This is a genomic window from Weizmannia acidilactici (assembly GCF_008974225.1).
GTDB classification, from domain to species: Bacteria; Bacillota; Bacilli; order Bacillales; family Bacillaceae_C; genus Weizmannia; species Weizmannia acidilactici.
Genome location: NZ_BKZR01000012.1, coordinates 16,022 through 32,547 on the forward strand (window position 1 = coordinate 16,022; position 16,526 = coordinate 32,547).

General features: G+C 47.7%; 18 protein-coding genes and 2 pseudogenes. 3 read left to right on the top strand and 17 right to left on the bottom strand.

The genetic code is table 11. The annotated features are described in order from the left end of the window. Nucleotides 1-131: 131 nt before the first annotated feature. Together GBH70_RS06145 and GBH70_RS06150 are read right to left on the bottom strand one after the other, a co-directional pair. Nucleotides 132-494 (bottom strand): HesB/IscA family protein, encoded by a 363-nt coding sequence (locus tag GBH70_RS06145; protein ID WP_151680214.1) that lies wholly within the window; start codon nucleotides 492-494, stop codon nucleotides 132-134. A 33-nt stretch (nucleotides 495-527) separates the two neighbouring features. Then, on the bottom strand, nucleotides 528-878 hold the full coding sequence (locus GBH70_RS06150; protein ID WP_151680215.1) for a YuzD family protein: 351 nt from the start codon (nucleotides 876-878) through the stop codon (nucleotides 528-530). Nucleotides 879-1,060: 182 nt separating this feature from the next. On the opposite strand from GBH70_RS06150, the pseudogene GBH70_RS06155 reads away from it, so the two are divergent. Then, nucleotides 1,061-1,279, top strand: a pseudogene (locus tag GBH70_RS06155) (NifU family protein); the annotation flags it as partial. Nucleotides 1,280-1,333: 54 nt separating this feature from the next. Here the strand turns inward: GBH70_RS06155 and yutH are convergent. Continuing rightward, nucleotides 1,334-2,341: a spore coat putative kinase YutH gene (gene yutH, locus GBH70_RS06160; RefSeq protein ID WP_151680217.1), complete on the bottom strand. Its 1,008-nt coding sequence runs from the start codon at nucleotides 2,339-2,341 to the stop codon at nucleotides 1,334-1,336. Between the two features lie 152 nt (nucleotides 2,342-2,493). On the opposite strand from yutH, the gene GBH70_RS06165 reads away from it, so the two are divergent. Further along, nucleotides 2,494-2,997, top strand: a complete 504-nt coding sequence (locus tag GBH70_RS06165) for a phosphatidylglycerophosphatase A family protein (protein ID WP_151680218.1) — start codon at nucleotides 2,494-2,496, stop codon at nucleotides 2,995-2,997. A 152-nt stretch (nucleotides 2,998-3,149) separates the two neighbouring features. Here the strand turns inward: GBH70_RS06165 and GBH70_RS06170 are convergent, their stop codons facing one another. From GBH70_RS06170 to lipA, 4 genes are all read right to left on the bottom strand, one after another. After that, entirely contained in the window at nucleotides 3,150-3,914 is a 765-nt protein-coding gene (locus GBH70_RS06170; protein WP_151680219.1) for a TIGR01457 family HAD-type hydrolase, read from the bottom strand. A 37-nt stretch (nucleotides 3,915-3,951) separates the two neighbouring features. After that, nucleotides 3,952-4,392, bottom strand: coding sequence for a DUF86 domain-containing protein (locus GBH70_RS06175; RefSeq protein WP_151680220.1), 441 nt, complete (start codon nucleotides 4,390-4,392; stop codon nucleotides 3,952-3,954). Between the two features lie 213 nt (nucleotides 4,393-4,605). Next, complete coding sequence (locus GBH70_RS06180) at nucleotides 4,606-4,890, bottom strand: YutD family protein (RefSeq protein WP_371862175.1); 285 nt, start codon at nucleotides 4,888-4,890, stop codon at nucleotides 4,606-4,608. A gap of 154 nt (nucleotides 4,891-5,044) precedes the next feature. Further along, entirely contained in the window at nucleotides 5,045-5,962 is a 918-nt protein-coding gene (lipA, locus tag GBH70_RS06185; protein WP_151680222.1) for a lipoyl synthase, read from the bottom strand. Nucleotides 5,963-6,129: 167 nt separating this feature from the next. On the opposite strand from lipA, the pseudogene GBH70_RS06190 reads away from it, so the two are divergent. Then, nucleotides 6,130-7,110, top strand: a pseudogene (locus tag GBH70_RS06190) (M23 family metallopeptidase); the annotation flags it as partial. Between the two features lie 202 nt (nucleotides 7,111-7,312). Here GBH70_RS06190 and yunB read toward each other — a convergent pair. From yunB to GBH70_RS06240, 10 genes are all read right to left on the bottom strand, one after another. Further along, a complete protein-coding gene (gene yunB, locus GBH70_RS06195; RefSeq protein ID WP_151680223.1) occupies nucleotides 7,313-8,041 on the bottom strand; it encodes a sporulation protein YunB in 729 nt (242 codons plus the stop codon). Nucleotides 8,042-8,194: 153 nt separating this feature from the next. Next, nucleotides 8,195-8,503, bottom strand: a complete 309-nt coding sequence (locus tag GBH70_RS06200) for a YunC family protein (RefSeq protein WP_151680224.1) — start codon at nucleotides 8,501-8,503, stop codon at nucleotides 8,195-8,197. 55 nt (nucleotides 8,504-8,558) lie between these two features. Further along, complete coding sequence (locus tag GBH70_RS06205; RefSeq protein WP_151680225.1) at nucleotides 8,559-9,935, bottom strand: bifunctional metallophosphatase/5'-nucleotidase; 1,377 nt, start codon at nucleotides 9,933-9,935, stop codon at nucleotides 8,559-8,561. A 217-nt stretch (nucleotides 9,936-10,152) separates the two neighbouring features. After that, entirely contained in the window at nucleotides 10,153-11,550 is a 1,398-nt protein-coding gene (gene sufB / locus GBH70_RS06210; protein ID WP_151680226.1) for a Fe-S cluster assembly protein SufB, read from the bottom strand. 6 nt (nucleotides 11,551-11,556) lie between these two features. After that, on the bottom strand, nucleotides 11,557-12,003 hold the full coding sequence (gene sufU, locus GBH70_RS06215; protein WP_151680227.1) for a Fe-S cluster assembly sulfur transfer protein SufU: 447 nt from the start codon (nucleotides 12,001-12,003) through the stop codon (nucleotides 11,557-11,559). Further along, entirely contained in the window at nucleotides 11,993-13,222 is a 1,230-nt protein-coding gene (locus tag GBH70_RS06220) for a cysteine desulfurase (RefSeq protein ID WP_151680228.1), read from the bottom strand. The genes sufU and GBH70_RS06220 overlap by 11 nt, the downstream gene beginning before the upstream one ends. Next, nucleotides 13,222-14,532, bottom strand: a complete 1,311-nt coding sequence (sufD, locus tag GBH70_RS06225) for a Fe-S cluster assembly protein SufD (RefSeq protein WP_151680229.1) — start codon at nucleotides 14,530-14,532, stop codon at nucleotides 13,222-13,224. Before sufD ends, GBH70_RS06220 begins: the two co-directional genes overlap by 1 nt. A gap of 19 nt (nucleotides 14,533-14,551) precedes the next feature. Further along, a complete protein-coding gene (gene sufC / locus GBH70_RS06230) occupies nucleotides 14,552-15,337 on the bottom strand; it encodes a Fe-S cluster assembly ATPase SufC (protein WP_151680230.1) in 786 nt (261 codons plus the stop codon). 323 nt (nucleotides 15,338-15,660) lie between these two features. Then, on the bottom strand, nucleotides 15,661-16,032 hold the full coding sequence (locus tag GBH70_RS06235; RefSeq protein WP_151680231.1) for an SCP2 sterol-binding domain-containing protein: 372 nt from the start codon (nucleotides 16,030-16,032) through the stop codon (nucleotides 15,661-15,663). Between the two features lie 135 nt (nucleotides 16,033-16,167). Then, a complete protein-coding gene (locus GBH70_RS06240) occupies nucleotides 16,168-16,482 on the bottom strand; it encodes a thioredoxin family protein (RefSeq protein WP_151680232.1) in 315 nt (104 codons plus the stop codon). Between the last annotated feature and the right edge of the window lie 44 nt (nucleotides 16,483-16,526).

The window sequence follows — 16,526 nt, forward strand, 5'->3', positions numbered from 1 at the left end:
ATACCTCACTGCGGGGTCTCTTCTTGTCCGCTTATCCCGCATGAGTCTCAGAAATTAGCGGCCCTCAACATTGATCAATAACATAGCCTTACAAAAAAAGAAGCGCATCATGATGATACGCTTTTCCCCCATTAGCATTTTTCAGGCGTGCCTGCCTTTGTTGCCGTTTTAAATGAAGAACCACAACCGCATGTGGCAATGGCATTCGGGTTATCGATCGTAAACCCGCCGCCAAGTAGCGACTGTTTATAATCGATCACCGTGCCGGTTAAAATCGGGGCACTTTCATTGTCGACGAGGATCCGGATGCCGTGCTGTTCGCTGACCGTGTCCCCTTCTTTTATGTCATGGTCGAGCGACAGTCCGTACGACAAGCCGCTGCAGCCCCCGCCGTTCACCGCCACGCGGAAATAAGCGCCCTGTTCATCGTTTTGCTCCATCATATCTTTAATTTGGTAAGCAGCCGCTTCCGTAATGGTTACCACTTCACTCATGATCCGAACCTCCTTTAATTCGATTATAAACATTTATACCGTACGAAACAACGATTGCGCATTTGAGGGAGTATACCCGTATTGTTCCATTTTGGCGTAAATCTTTTTTAATGTGGGATTACCTTCCGCGGCCACTTCGCCTTCAATGACGACAACCGGGTAAAACAAGTCCTCATCGAGCACTTTTTGCGCAAAAGCTTTCTCATCCGGGTCATCGCCAGGGCTGAAAATGTCGATGTACCGCATGTCGAACGGCTGGCCCGGGTATTTGCGCGACAACGCCGCCCCTAGCCATTCAAACGTATCTTTTGATGACGGGGCGCCGACGCAGCTTGCACAAACTTGTTCCGCCCCGTATACTTGAATCGTCACCTTTTTTGCCAATGGTCCCACCCCTTTTCTCTGCCGCACGGTTTTAACGGAGTCTTTATCTTTATTGTACACAACAGCGTTGCAAAAGGAAAACACTATATCCCGTTTTTTAATATTCTTTAATAGATTTTTCCGCAAATCCTGATTATAATGGGAATAAAGAAAGGAGCGATCATATGCCTGCAGATACGATTACAGAACAAGTTCAGGAAGTATTGGATAAACTGCGCCCATTTTTGCTTCGCGACGGCGGGGACTGCGAGCTGATCGACGTGGAAGATGGCATTGTTAAACTCCGCCTTCTGGGGGCTTGCGGCAGCTGCCCGAGTTCCACCATTACACTGAAAGCCGGCATTGAACGCGCATTATTTGAAGAAGTTCCTGGCATCGTGGAAGTCGAGCAAGTATTTTAATGGGCACATCAGGATAAGGGCGGTTTCTATAAGGAGCCGCTCTTTTTATAACTGCTAACTTTTCAGCCACGCAATCCGGGGGATGTTGTACTTTCTTGCCGGGACTTCCGCGAGCTCGTAAAATTCCGCCAAAAAAGCTTCATACTGCCCTGTGCCCCGCAATATTCTTTCCAGCTTTTCCTCATGCATTTTTTGCTCTTTTTCCGAGCGGGACAGGAAATACGCTTCCACACATTCAAAATAATGGAGCGGAAACAGAAGGCGCGCATACACAAGCCGCCATGCAAACGGGGAAAGCGGCGCAAGCGACTCGTACTGCCGCAAGAAAGCCCGGACATCCGGCCGGTATGTGTGCTGTTTTTGGAGATACTGCCATCGAATCCATTCGGCAATATCCCGTGCAGCATGGTCAAACACCCAGTCAAACGGGTGATGGATGATATATTTGCGCCCCCAAACCCCGTCTGAAAAACGTTCATGGCATATGGTGCCCGCATCGTTCTCCGCCGATTGTTCATCCAATTCCGTATCGACAACATACTGGATCGCATTTTCGCAAAGCCCCATGTAATAAGGGAAAGACTCCACAAACATCTGTTCAAACGGATGGTCCGGGTGTTCTTCCACTGTCCGGTACCACGCCTGTTCCATCTGTTCTAGGCGCTGCTCCCAATATTTTTTCCATTCCCCCATCCGGTTGGTTTCTGTGATATTCGCGGGAATCGTCCTGCCGCGCAGGTGGAATTTCGCCAGTTTGCGCCCCGTCCGCATATTTCCGAACGCTTTTTTATAACGGTTTTCCAGTAAAACATAATCATATTCTTCATCCGTTACGAGAAATTTCTGTTCTTTTGACGGATAAAAAGCGGAAGCATACCGGTCCCCGTTCGTCACGAGATGGTGGGACATTTCATATAATTCAACAAGAACGTTTTCAGGGATGCCTGTAACGGGAACAAGTGTATAGAGGTTGCCGTTTGCTTCATAGCGCACCAGTTTTCCGTCAAAAAAAGAATGTTCAGCGTCAATCCCGTAATATTTTTTCAGTATAGCTTGAGCCAAAACCGTCCCCCCTTGAAAATGTACCGCGCCTGCTCTTGCCTTTTTCATTATATGTGAAGGAACGTGTATTCTTGCTTGATCTCATAAAATCAATTAGAATGATCATGCTAAAGAAAACAATGAATTGATAATGGAAACATAGAGGTGAGAAAATGGAAAACCAAAAAGAAATGAATGTTTCAGAACAAATTGCGCGCCAATGGCTGAAAGAGCGGGGCGTTAAAGTCGAAGATATCGCGGAACTTGTCCTTTATTTGCAAAAAAAATATTTTCCGGATATGACCCTGGAAGACTGCATCGAAAGCGTCAATGCAGTGCTTTCCAAACGCGAAGTGCAAAATGCGATTTTAACCGGCATCCAGCTTGACATACTGGCCGAAAAAGGGATGCTCGATGAACCGCTGCAAAGCACGATTGCGGTGGACGAGAGCCTTTACGGCATTGATGAAATTATGGCTTTATCGATTGTAAACGTGTACGGTTCAATCGGATTTACGAACTACGGTTATATTGATAAGCAAAAGCCGGGCATTTTGGCGAAACTTAACGACCATTCGGATGGGACGTGCAATACGTTCCTCGATGATATCGTCGGCGCCATCGCCGCTGCAGCCGCCAGCCGCCATGCACACCGGGCGGCGCATGTCCAGCCATGAAAAAAAGCGGTGGGGCACAATCATGCCCCACCGCTTTTTCTGTACATTTTTGATTACCGTGAAGTTCCCCTGGACACCTAGCGGGAAGGGTAAATTTCACGATCATGAACATGATTAGAGCTTTTCCGCTAAAATGATTAAAACCTGCCCTTTCACACTTTCCACTGGTCGAGGGAATCAATCGTGTAAGTCGGCTGGATTTTTTTCGTTTTCAAAATTTCCTTTGTCGTTACCCCAGTGTGGACAAGCAGCGTGTCAATGCCGGTGCGGATGCCCGCCAAAATATCGGTATCATAGTTGTCCCCGACCATAATCGTTTCCTCTTTTTTCGCGCCGAGATAGGCAAGAGCCTGCTCCGTAATAATCGGTTCCGGTTTTCCGATAAATACCGGCTTGGTCTGCGTCGCCACCGTGAGCACCGACGTTAAAGACCCGTTCCCCGGCAAAAGCCCGCGCTCGGTCGGGATCGCAATATCACCGTTTGTGGAAACAAATTTCGCCCCGTTGCGGATGGCAATACAGCCGATTGCCAGCTTTTCATAATTGATGTCTCGGTCGATGCCGAACACAACGTAATCCGGATGGTCTTCTGTCACCTTAAACCCTTTTTCTTTGATTGCGGCCTGGATCCCTTCTTCGCCGATCACATATACCGAAGCGTCCGGCTTTTCATCATAAATGTACTGGGCGGTTGCCATCGAAGTCGTAAATACCTGCTCCGTTTCCGCCGGGACGTCAAAACCGCGCAGCTTTTCCGCAACCTGGGCAGGCGTCCTCGAGGAGTTATTCGTGACAAACAAATACGGGATGCCCTTTTGCTGCAACCGCCGGACAAAATCGCCGGCTTCCTCTATTTTTTCCGTACCGCGGTACATCGTCCCATCCAAGTCAATCAAATACGCTTTATACTCTTTCATGTTGCAATTCCTCTCTCTATTATGTTGCTTTCCAAAATTATTCGCTTTTAAAGGCGTTGACCGGGCCGAGTTCATTCGCCAAATAGGACCGCACATCTTCCGGAAACTGTTCAAGCGCATTGAGGCTTTCTAAAAGCACCAGCCCGAGCTTTTTATAATCAATGCGCGTATATTCACGGACAAGATGCTTCCGCAACGAAATCACTTCTGTCAGCTGCTTCGCCGATTCGGCAGAAATGACGTTTTCATCGTGCAAAATGTCGATAATGTCTTCATAACTGCCCGGATCACGCATAATGAAGCCGTCAATCATCGCATTCCCGGCATCGAGAATCGACTCGATGATGGTTTCGGCGATCCTTTCCAATGCCGCCTTTTCAATATCCGCCTGCCAACCCGGCTGTGCCTTGAACAGTGCCAGCCGTCCTTCCATAAACCGAAGCGTCTCTTCTATTTTATCGCGATCCACAAAATACATATCGTCACCTTCTATCGAATCTATTCAACATTTTATCAAAAGGCTGTGTTCGTGATCAATGTTGATGATCGCGAAATCCGCTTCGCTCATGACACGTCCGCGGTCCTCCCCGCCCGATACCCCAACACGGGGAATCTCAGAAATGGGCGGATCAACAATTAAATAAACAGATCCTCTCAGAAAGAAGCGCCATTTGGAATGATGGCGCCGTTCCTATTTCAAATCGACTTTTTTTGCGACAAAATATGCGCACCCAAAGTTACAGTATTCATAAAGATATTCCGTGAGCGTACTGATTTTTGTATCGAAAGTGGATTTCGGGTTGCGGTCGTCGAAAAACCCGCGCAGCCGCAGCTGGCCGTAGCCCCAATCCCCAACGATATAATCGTACTTTTCTAAAATCTCGCTGTATCTGCTCCGGAATGCCTCTTCATTATAGCCGTTCCGGTAATTGGTGATAATTTCGTATGTATGGCGATGGATGGTTACCAATTTCATCCCTCCATTTTTTCCAGCCGCCCATGCGGACTTCTTCCCTTTCAATTATAGCGAAAACTTGTGCAAATTCTAAGCCGGACAGGTAAAAATTTTGAGGAAAGATCCGGAAGAAACAGAAAAGCTGCGCCCTTCCGGATGCGCAGCAAAGATTCCCTTATACTTCCTGTGTCTCTACGTTCCCTAAAATATGCTTCGCTTTTGCGACGGCGTTCACCTGTTCATCCGCATGGTAGGAAGAGCGGACGAGCGGGCCCGATTCGCAGTGGCTGAAGCCTTTTGCAAGCGCAATTTTCTTTAATTCCGCAAATTCATCCGGATGATAGTATTTGACGACTTTCATATGTTTTTTCGTCGGCTGCAAATACTGCCCGATCGTCAGAATGTCCACCTTGTTTGCACGCAGATCGTCCATTGCTTCCGCCAGCTCTTCCTTCGTTTCACCGAGGCCGACCATAATGCTCGATTTCGTCGGGATATCCGGCTGCATCTCTTTCGCGCGGCGCAAAAATTCAAGCGAACGGTCGTATGTTGCGCGGGCGCGGACTCTCCTTGTCAGCCTGCGTACGGTTTCAATATTATGATTTAAAATATCCGGTCTTGCATCCATAAGCGTTCTCAAACTTTCGTAACGCCCCTGAAGATCGGATGGCAGCACTTCAACCGTTGTAAACGGGTTTTTACGGCGGATTGCGCGGACTGTTTCGGCCATTATTGCAGCCCCTCCGTCTTTCAAATCATCGCGGGCCACCATCGTGACGACAACATGCTTCAGGTTCATCTTTTGTACCGATTCAGCAACACGTTCCGGCTCCTGCCAGTCAAGTTCGGAAGGCAGACCGGTTTTTACGGCGCAGAAACGGCATGCTCGCGTGCATACATCGCCCAAAATCATAAAAGTGGCAGTCCGCCTTGTCCCCCAGCATTCATGGATATTCGGACATCTTGCCTCTTCACAGACGGTATGTAAATTTTCCGCGCGCATCAATTTCTTTAATCCCGTATAGCTTTCATTTGTATTTAACTTAATTTTCAGCCATTCGGGTTTGCGCAAAACGTCTTCCTGTTTCTTCATTTTCTCATCTCCCACTCGTTCACCCGAGTTTGTTCTTTTTCACTTTAACATATTTGGCACATTTTTTAAAAGAAAACGCAACCGGTTTTCCAATATTTTATATTTATGAAAATACTCCTCCTTTCCCACACTAAACTTATGAGATAGACAGAAAGAGGGGTTTCAATTTGCGATACATTTTGCTTTTTTGCATCGTGATAGGTCTCGGATTTTCTGCAATTCCCGCCTATGCAAAAGAACGATCCGACGGGGAAATGTATAAAAAGCGGATGGAACTTTACAAAAATATGGAAACGTTCACGCAAATCCCGTGGTATGTTTTGGCTGCCATTGACCAATATGAACGGAGCATCCGTTTTGCCCGTTCCGATTTGCCAAAACCGTCCGGACTTATTTCCATTTATTTTTCCCCTGAAAAATGGGCGGGGATTGCGAACCCGGACCGAAATGACAACCGGCCGCTTACGATTACCTTATTTGGGGGGATCGGTAAAGACGGGGACGGCGACGGCAAAGCTGACCGCAACAATGATTTAGACGTCCTGTACACGATGAGTGATAATTTGCTAAAGTACGGCACGGATGACGATAATATCGAGATTGCGCTCTGGCATTATTACAAACGGGATAAAGCGGTACAGCTGATTACGGAAAAAGCAAAAATTTACAATACGTTCGGCACGATCGAGTTAACAGACCAAGCTTTCCCGCTCCCGCTAGGGTACAATTACAACTACCGGAGCACATGGGGCGACCGCAGGGGCTGGGGCGGCCGCCGGATCCATGAAGGCACGGACATTTTTGCCGATTACGGCGTCCCGGTGCGCGCCACCTGCTACGGGGTTGTCGAGATGAAAGGCTGGAATAAATACGGCGGCTGGCGCATCGGCATCCGTGATTTAAACAATACGTACCATTATTTTGCCCATTTGAGCGGCTATGCAAAAAATATCCATGTCGGCCAGGTCGTGAAACCCGGCATGGTAATTGGCGGCGTCGGCAGCACCGGCTACGGCCCGCCCGGCACATCCGGCAAATTCCCACCGCACTTGCACTACGGCATGTACAAAGACAACGGGCGCAGCGAATGGTCTTTTGACCCGTACCCATATTTGCAGAGATGGGAATATCTCGAGAAGCAGAAAAAACAACGGTGCGGGTACTGCAATCATTTCGCCAGCACATATAGCGCAGGCGCTGCATATTGCACCGGGAGCTGGCCCGCACATCTGGCACCGGGCAATCAATACGGTTTGGAATGGGGGAGGGAGCCACTACCCATCACATTTGTGTACCGGGTGAAAAATACTCAATCAACAATGAGGCGCTACAATGCGGCTGCAGCGCCTGTTATTTTGAGCTTTTCGGCGGTTCGATCAACGGCGCCGCGGTACTGCCATTTCCGTTGTAAAACTGCGGTACATCGCCGTTGTAATTTCCCATTGCCAGCGGTACATCACGCGTATACGTAATGACATCAGAAGCAAATGGAATAATGACCTGCATTTTGATTTTTAACTGCACATAAATATAGAAAAAAGCGTTGTTAATCCCGTACTCTTCTTTTTTTACCTTGATATTGGAACTCTCAACATCGCCAACCATTTGAAAAGTGACCGGAATATCAGGACCGATGTTCCCGAGCAAAGCAATATTGGTCACTTTTCCAAGCGGAACAGAAAAAATTTCGGCTTCCGATTTTTTCTTTCCATTGAGCATCCCGTCATTTGAAATTTCTTCAAGAGAAGTAATATTCCCTTTTTCCACTTCTTTAAACTGGCGGATGATCTGGTTTTCAATTTCTGACTGGACAAGCGCCAGTTCCTGCGGATCAATCGTATCCAGCTTGCTGTTTTTGCCGCCTCTTACATGGTCTTCAATCGCCTGATTTGTAACATAAGCGGCAAGTTTTTTCGTTTCCGATTCGGCGTACCGCATTAATGTCGGTTTAATGCCTTCGTCAATAATAATGATACTGACGATGGTGGCCACAGTAAAAAACACGCAAGAAAGTAAAAGTACATACCGTGTCGGCAAAGGCCCCCGCCGCCGGAATTTAGAGGTGCGGAATTTTCCCATCAAAAATCCCCCCTGCAAGCAATTCTATGCTGCTTTTGGGGGGATTATGATGGTTTTCCGTCCTGATTGGTATGATGCTGTCCTTTAAGATAACCTTGATAAAGGACATTTCGGCACACAGCCCGCACGCTTTTTTTGTCTATTTCTGCCGCATTAAACCATTTTCAACAGGGCGTCTTTCCCGCGCATTCCCGCTGTTACGCCGATTTTTTCCGCTTCATATGTGACCGACTCAAGCGGCGCTTCCAATAATTGTTCAATTGTTTTTACGCCGACCGCCCTGCCGGCAATAATATGGCGATCCTTTAACTTTTCATTCAGCAGGCCGACATCAAGCGCCCCGCACATAATATAGCCTTTTTCGTTTGAAACCGTTAATAAGGTCGTTTTCGGCAGCCGGACAGTTGTCGCGATAAACGTATGCCCTTCGATTTCAACCGGTGATACGGTTACCAATTCCATTCGCCCCTTTCTCAAGTCTTCTTCCATACTTTATGAAAAGGGCCGTGAAAGGTTCCTATGGCCGTACCTTGTAAAGTTCCACCAGTTTCCACTCGAGCACATCCCGCAAAAACTCCGGCATGAAATAATGAATTTCGGCCTCCCGGATATGCGGAAAAAAGTTTCCGAACGTATACATGTCAATCGTGCCCAGCTTATAAATACGGTCCGGGGCAACTGGCTGCCCGTTAATGTATATTTTGCGCAGTGCATGGTTGAACTGAATTCTCCGGTATACAAACTGCCCCATGATTTTCCCGCGGAAGCCGAGCCCTTTCAATTCAAGATGTGGCCATTTCGGATCCAGCGTTGCCAAAAGCACCTCCTGAAGCTGGGCGCCCGTCAGTTCGATCAGGCACGGGTTGATCGGATGCGGGAGGATGCGGTGCAGGTCGAATTTTGTTACCGGTCCTTGTTCTAGGCTGCCAAGCACCAGGCCGGCATTTAAAAAAGCGCAGTCCGCGCCGCACCATTCCATCACCGCTTCGCAAAGCAGTCCCGCGAGGCAGTTATCTCTGAACCAGTCCGATTCCAATGTTTCCGGCAAATACACAAGCTTTTTGTCCAATAATTTTTTTCCCTCAAAATAATAATGTTCAATTTCGCTTGCTTCATCATGCGGTTCCTGAAAGTTGCCGGTCGGCAAAGCGCGCGCCGAGCGGTGAACGATTTTTTTGGCGCCCGGATCGATCTCCAGCTTCACATGGCCGAGATAATAACCGTATTTCCCAGCAGCTGCCAGCAGTGTCTGCCCGTCCGTTTCTCCTTTTTCCAGCACATGGTGCGTATGCCCGCCTAAAATGAGATCGACTTCCGGATATAGCTTTGCAACGATGAGGTCTTCGTGAATCCCTAAATGCGAAAGTACGACAATAATATCCGCCTGTTTTTTTAAAAAATCAATCTGCGTTTCGAGTTCTTTAAGCGGGTTGGAGATTTGCCAGCCAAGCAGCCTGTACAATTTATAAAACGGCGCTGTCACCCCGGTAACACCGATTCTTACGCCGCCTTTTGTAGTGTAAATTTTCCGCGGCACTGTCCACTTTGGCCGTTTAAAATTATCATCGTACAAGTTGGCAAGGATAATATCGAATTGGGCCTCCTGGTACAGCGTGTCCAAGGCGTCGTGCGGCATCGTAATCCCTTCATTGTTGCCGATCGTGGCAGCCAGGTATCCAAGTTCGTTCAAGAGCCGGACGTTCGCTTTTCCCATCGTCCCTTCTGTATATGGATGACACCTGTCCACATGGTCACCGAGGTCAAAAAGCAGCATTTCTTCATTGTTCCGGGCATGCTGCTCCTTTTTCCGTTGTAAAAAATGCCGGATCTTCGGCCAGTTTTCAAAATGACTGTGAATATCATTTGTATGGTATATATGTAAAATTTCGTTCATTGCCGGTCCCCTTATCATGGTGAGGGTAATGTACAGACAGCCGTTTGAAACAGCCGCCCTGTATCCTATATGCTTATGGATTTTATTTTATCACGATTTTAAAAACGGTGCGGGCTTTTGGATAACGTATTTGCAAAACCCCTCCTGAAAATTGCCCGTAAAGCAAAGAATGAAAAAACATCCGCTACAGACTTACTGCAGCGGATGTTTTTTACTGTTAACCAATGGAGCCTTCCATCTCGAATTTGATGAGGCGGTTCATTTCAACGGCGTATTCCATCGGCAGTTCTTTTGTAAATGGCTCGATGAAGCCCATGACGATCATTTCCGTTGCTTCCTGTTCGGAAATACCGCGGCTCATCAAATAGAAAAGCTGTTCTTCCGATACTTTCGATACTTTTGCTTCGTGTTCGAGCGAAATATTGTCGTTCAAGATTTCGTTGTACGGAATCGTATCGGATGTTGATTGGTTATCCATAATGAGCGTGTCGCACTCGATGTTGGCGCGGGCGCCGTCCGCTTTCCGGCCGAAATGCACCATACCGCGATACGTCACTTTGCCGCCGTGCTTCGAGATCGATTTTGACACGATCGTAGAGGAAGTATTTGGTGCCAAATGGTACATTTTTGAGCCGGCATCCTGGTGCTGGCCTTTTCCGGCGATTGCGATCGACAGTGTCATGCCGCGCGCGCCTTCCCCTCTCAGCAGCACGGATGGATATTTCATCGTTAATTTCGAGCCGATGTTCCCGTCGATCCATTCCATCGTCGCATTTTCATCACACACCGCACGTTTCGTAACGAGGTTGTAGACGTTGTTCGCCCAGTTTTGGATCGTCGTATAGCGGCAGTATGCATTTTTCTTGACGATGATTTCAACAACGGCGCTGTGGAGCGAGTTCGTCGTATAAACCGGTGCCGTGCACCCTTCGACATAGTGGACGGACGCGCCTTCATCGACGATAATCAATGTCCGTTCAAACTGCCCCATGTTTTCCGAGTTAATCCGGAAATAAGCCTGCAGCGGCGTGTCGACTTTTACGCCAGGCGGAACATAGATGAAGGAACCGCCCGACCATACAGCCGAGTTCAAAGCCGCAAATTTATTGTCTGTCGGAGGAACGACTGTTGCCCAATATTTGCGGAAAATATCTTCATTTTCCTTTAACGCGGAATCCGTGTCTTTGAAAACAATGCCGAGTTTTTCCAAATCCTGTTTCATATTATGGTATACGACTTCCGATTCGTATTGCGCAGAAACGCCTGCCAAATATTTTTGTTCCGCTTCCGGAATACCGAGTTTATCAAACGTATTTTTGATTTCCTGCGGCACTTCATCCCAGGAACGGCCGGCATGTTCGGTCGGCTTTACATAATACGTAATGTCATCAAAGTCCAGCCCGGAGAGGTCCCCGCCCCATTGCGGCATCGGTTTGTTGTAAAAATGCTCCAGGGATTTCAGGCGGAAATCAAGCATCCATTGCGGTTCCTCTTTCATTTTTGAAATTTCTTCCACAATTTCTTTCGTTAATCCGCGATTCGCACGAAAAATGGAAACGTCTTTATCCCGAAAGCCGTACTTATAATCTCCGATTTCCGGCATTTTTTTAGCCATCAGCCATCATTCCTCCATTCCTTTTTCTTCTTTGACCCCTTTTTCCATCGCCTTCCATGCCAACGTCGCACATTTGATCCGGGCAGGGAATTTCGAAACGCCGTGCAAAGCTTCAATATCACCGAGGTCAATATCATCTTCGTATTCTTTTCCCTGCACCATTTCCGAGAAAATATGGGAAAGCTTCACCGCTTCCTCCACCGTTTTTCCCTTTATCGACTGCGTCATCATGGAAGCGGACGCCATCGAAATTGAACAGCCCTCGCCGGTAAATTTCGCGTCTTTGATGATGTCGTCTTCCACTTTCATCGTCAAATGGATCCGGTCGCCGCAAGTCGGGTTATTCATATCGATCGTCAGGCTTCCATCTTCCAAACTGCCCCTGTTTCGCGGATTTTTATAGTGGTCCATAATCACGCTGCGGTACAGCGCATCAAGGTTATTAGAAGACATTTGTGAAATACTCCTTTGCTTTGACGATACCGGCAACCAGTTTGTCAATATCTTCTTTTGTATTGTATAAATAAAAGCTTGCACGCGCAGTGGCGGAAACATTGAGCCATTTCATCAAAGGCTGTGCGCAGTGGTGACCGGCGCGGATCGCGATTCCTTCCGCATCGAGCACGGTCGCCACGTCATGCGGGTGCACATCTTTCAAATTGAACGTGACGAGCCCTGCCCGCTGATCGGCTTTTTTCGGGCCGTAAACCGTAATGCCTTCCACTTTGGAAAGCTGATCCAGAGCATAGGCGCTCAAATTGTGTTCATACGCCTGGATTGCATCGAGCCCGATTTCCTCGAGAAAATCGATGGCTTCCCCGAGCCCGATCGCTCCGGCAATGATCGGCGTGCCCCCTTCAAATTTCCACGGGAGTTCTTTCCATGTGGAATCATAGAGGCCGACAAAATCGATCATTTCCCCGCCGTACTCGAGCGGTTCCATATTTTCAAGCAGCGCTTTTTTCCCGTACAGGACGCCCACACCGGTCGGGCCGCACATTTTATGGCTGGAGAAGGCTAAAAAGTCGCATTCCAGATCCTTCACATCGATTTTCAGATGCGGCGCGCCTTGGGCGGCATCGACAACCATATAAGCACCGTGGCTGTGTGCGATTTTCGCAATTTCCCTGACCGGGTTAATCGTTCCGAGCACGTTGGAAATGAGCGCCACGGCAACCATTTTGGTTTGGTCCGTAATCGTTTTTTGCACATCTTCAAGCCGTAATGTGCCATCTTCTTGCATCGGCATATATTTTAAAACGGCGCCTTTTCTTTTCGCAAGCTGCTGCCACGGAATCAGGTTGCTGTGGTGTTCCATATACGTAATGACGATTTCATCGCCTTCCTGCACATGGTCGTTCCCGAAACTGTGCGCAACCAAGTTTAACCCGGCTGTCGTCCCTTTCGTGAACACCACTTCTTCCGTCGACTCAGCGCCGATAAATTTGCGGACTTTTTCGCGCGCGCCTTCATAGCGGTCGGTCGCTTTTGTCCCGAGTGTATGGACGCCGCGGTGGACATTCGAATTGTATTCACGGTAATACTGATTGACGGCTTCAATGACACGGAGCGGCTTTTGTGAAGTCGCAGCACTGTCTAAATAAACAAGCGGATGGCCGTTTACTTCCTGGTCCAATATTGGAAACTGCCGGCGAACTTCTTTGATATCCATTATCGCACTTTCCTTTCAATGACTTCCGTCAATTGTTTTTTTACACTTTCAATCGGCAGCTGCGTGACAACCGGAGCGAGGAAGCCGTGGATGATCAGCCTTTCCGCTTCGCTTCTTGTAATGCCCCGGCTCATCAAATAGTAGAGCTGCACAGGGTCAACGCGCCCGACAGATGCGGCGTGACCGGCCATGACATCATCTTCGTCAATGAGGAGCATCGGGTTGGCGTCACCGCGCGCTTTTTCGCTCAGCATCAACACACGCGATTCCTGTTCCGCATCCGATTTGGACGCGCCATGCTCAATTTTGCCGATGCCGTTAAAGATCATCGTTGAGGCGTCTTTTACAACGCCGTGTTTTAAAATAAAGCTTTCTGTATTTTTTCCGAAGTGGGCTATCCTTGTTGTATAGTTTTGGATTTGTTTTCCGCAGCTCACGACAACTGTTTTGGAATGGGAAACGGATCCGTCGCCCATCAGGTTGGTTGTATTGTCGGAAATCGTATTGCCGTCGTTCATCATGCCAAGCGCCCATTCAATCTGTGCATCGCGTCCGGCGTAGCCCCGGCGGTTCACATAAGTGGTGACGCCTTCCGCAAGCGCGTCAACCGCACCATATTCGATTTTTGCGTTCGCTTCGGCAATGACTTCCGTAACAATATTGACGATGCCTTTTGCATTGTCGTTTGTCGAAATATAGTTTTCAACGTAAGTAACCGCACTGTTTTCATCCGCCACCACCAGCACATGGTTGAAAAGCGGCGCCGTTTCATGGTCGTGCACATAAATGGCCTGAACCGGTTCTTCCAGCACTACATTTTTCGGCAAGTATAAAAATGTCCCGCCGTTCACCAAAGCTGCATGGAGGGCGGTCAAACGGTGTTCATCCACTTTTACTGCATCTGTCATGAAGTACTTTTTCACGAGGTCAGGATGTTCTTTTACGGCTGTAAAAATATCTGTCAGGATGACCCCTTTTGCTTTTGCGCCTTCCGACAGGGAAAGGTAGGCCCGCGTCTGGTTATGCTGGATATAGAGATTCTTTTTCGCATTTTCGAGATCCACGAGCGCTTTTACTTTCTCAGGCAGTTCATTTAAAGAACTGTACGCCGGGCTTGCCACACTGAAATCCGTAAACTGTGTAAAATTCCATTTATTCAGCTTCGTCTTATCCACTTCCGGCATCGGAGCGGTTTCGGCCCGGCCAAGTGCATAGAGGCGGAGCTCCTTAAACCATTCCGGTTCGCCGTTTCGGTCGGAATAAGAGCGAACATCCTGTTGAGTCATCGATAATTTTGTTTCTACCATCATGTCTGCTGCTCCTCCCTGCTTAAGCTTCCTGGCCGACAGTTTCGTCTTCGATCCCAAGCTCCTGCTTAATCCATTCGTAACCTTCCGCTTCAAGTCGGGTTGCCAGTTCAGGGCCGCCGGATTTCACGATGCGCCCTTGCATCATAATATGGACAACATCAGGTGTAATGTAGTTGAGCAAACGCTGATAGTGGGTAATGATGATGCAGCCGAAATCATCGCTGCGCATTGAATTAATTCCTTTAGCAACAATTTTCAGCGCGTCAATATCAAGGCCGGAGTCGATTTCATCCAGAATTGCGATTTTCGGTTGAATCATCAGCAGCTGCAAAATTTCGTTCCGTTTTTTCTCGCCGCCAGAGAATCCCTCATTTAAATAGCGCTGCGCCATGTTCGTATCCATTTCAAGAAATTCCATCTTCTTATCCAGTTCACTGATAAATTTCATGAGTGGAATTTCGTTACCTTCCCCGCGGCGGGTGTTGATTGCCGAGCGCAGAAATTCCGCATTGGTGACGCCACTGATTTCGCTCGGATATTGCATCGCTAAAAACAGGCCTGCCCTTGCGCGTTCATCTACTTCCATTTCTAGCACATTTTTCCCGTCGAGCGTGATGCTGCCTTGTGTTACAATGTATTTCGGATGTCCCATAATGGCGGACGACAACGTTGATTTCCCGGTCCCGTTCGGCCCCATAATGGCATGGAACTCACCGCTGTTTACTTCCAAATTGACCCCTTTTAAAATTTCCTTTCCTTCTACTTCGACGTGAAGATCTTTGATTACAAGTTTTGATCCTGCCATTAAAAATTCCTCCGTTGATTGTATATTTCGTACAGTTCATTCTCAGTTCATTCTCAATTTATTCTCATTATTATTTTATAGCAAATGAAAACTATGCGCAACTAGTAAAAACCTGTGGATAAACGGGCAATACCGAAGTTTTTCCGTTCCCGCTTATTCTTTAATAATAGCACAAACTCGACTTGACATAAAATTCTTGATTCAGATTTATTGAATTTCCTTATATTTTCATCGCTGCCCTGTCCATGCCGCGAAAAATGGTTAAAAAAAAGCCGGGATTTTCCCAATTCCCGGTTCATTTTGTGATTCTCATTTTCATCCTGTTATTTGATAATCATAAGCGGCTGCCGTTTTCCCAAATCAGGATGGGGGCTGCCTGCGAGCCAAAAAAGGGACTCAAGCAACAAAAAATGCCGGTACGCACCCTTAAATTGGAGTTCGTCCATTTTCAGAAAGGTGCTGAGACGGTCCTTTCGGGATAACAGCAGTGGAAAGTTTTTATCCGGCATCACCAGTTCAAAATCCGCTTTACATGCGCCGGCTTGCAGCTGCTCCGCCCGCTCCTTGCAAAAAGAGACAAAGCAAACATCCTTTTCCGAGCGGAAAGACACCACAAACGGCGCAGCCGGCAAAAGCATCCGCAAATGTTTTTTTCGTACAAGATTACATAGAAAAGCCTCGATGATCTGTTCCATCTAGACACGCTCCATCCGTCCGTTTTACTTTACTATTTCCGTACGGACCGTGCCTTTCCTGCCATAACCGTTCAACAAATCGCCCGCTTTTCCCCCTGTTTTTGACGGTAAATGAGGCGATACCGTCGAACATTGTCAAATTAAGTGGGAAGATAGTTTTTCAAACAAATGTGGAACGGAATGGAAAGCATACACTTTTTCTTTCAAATTTCCTTTTTCAAATAGGAGCAGGCATGGCACACTTTCGATTTGGTATATTTCCGCCATTTTCGGCACATAGTTCAAATTGGCTTTCGCATAGGTAAACTGTTTGGCAGCCTGCTCCACAATGTCCAACATTTTCCCCGCCAACTGGCATGTCCCACATAACGGGGTGTAAAAATAAAGGGCCAATTTTTCTTCCTGCATAATCCGTTCGCTTAAATGTTTTTCTTTTGTCCAGTCATCCATAAGCACATCCATTCCTTTATCATTACGAAGGCACCGCATCCGGG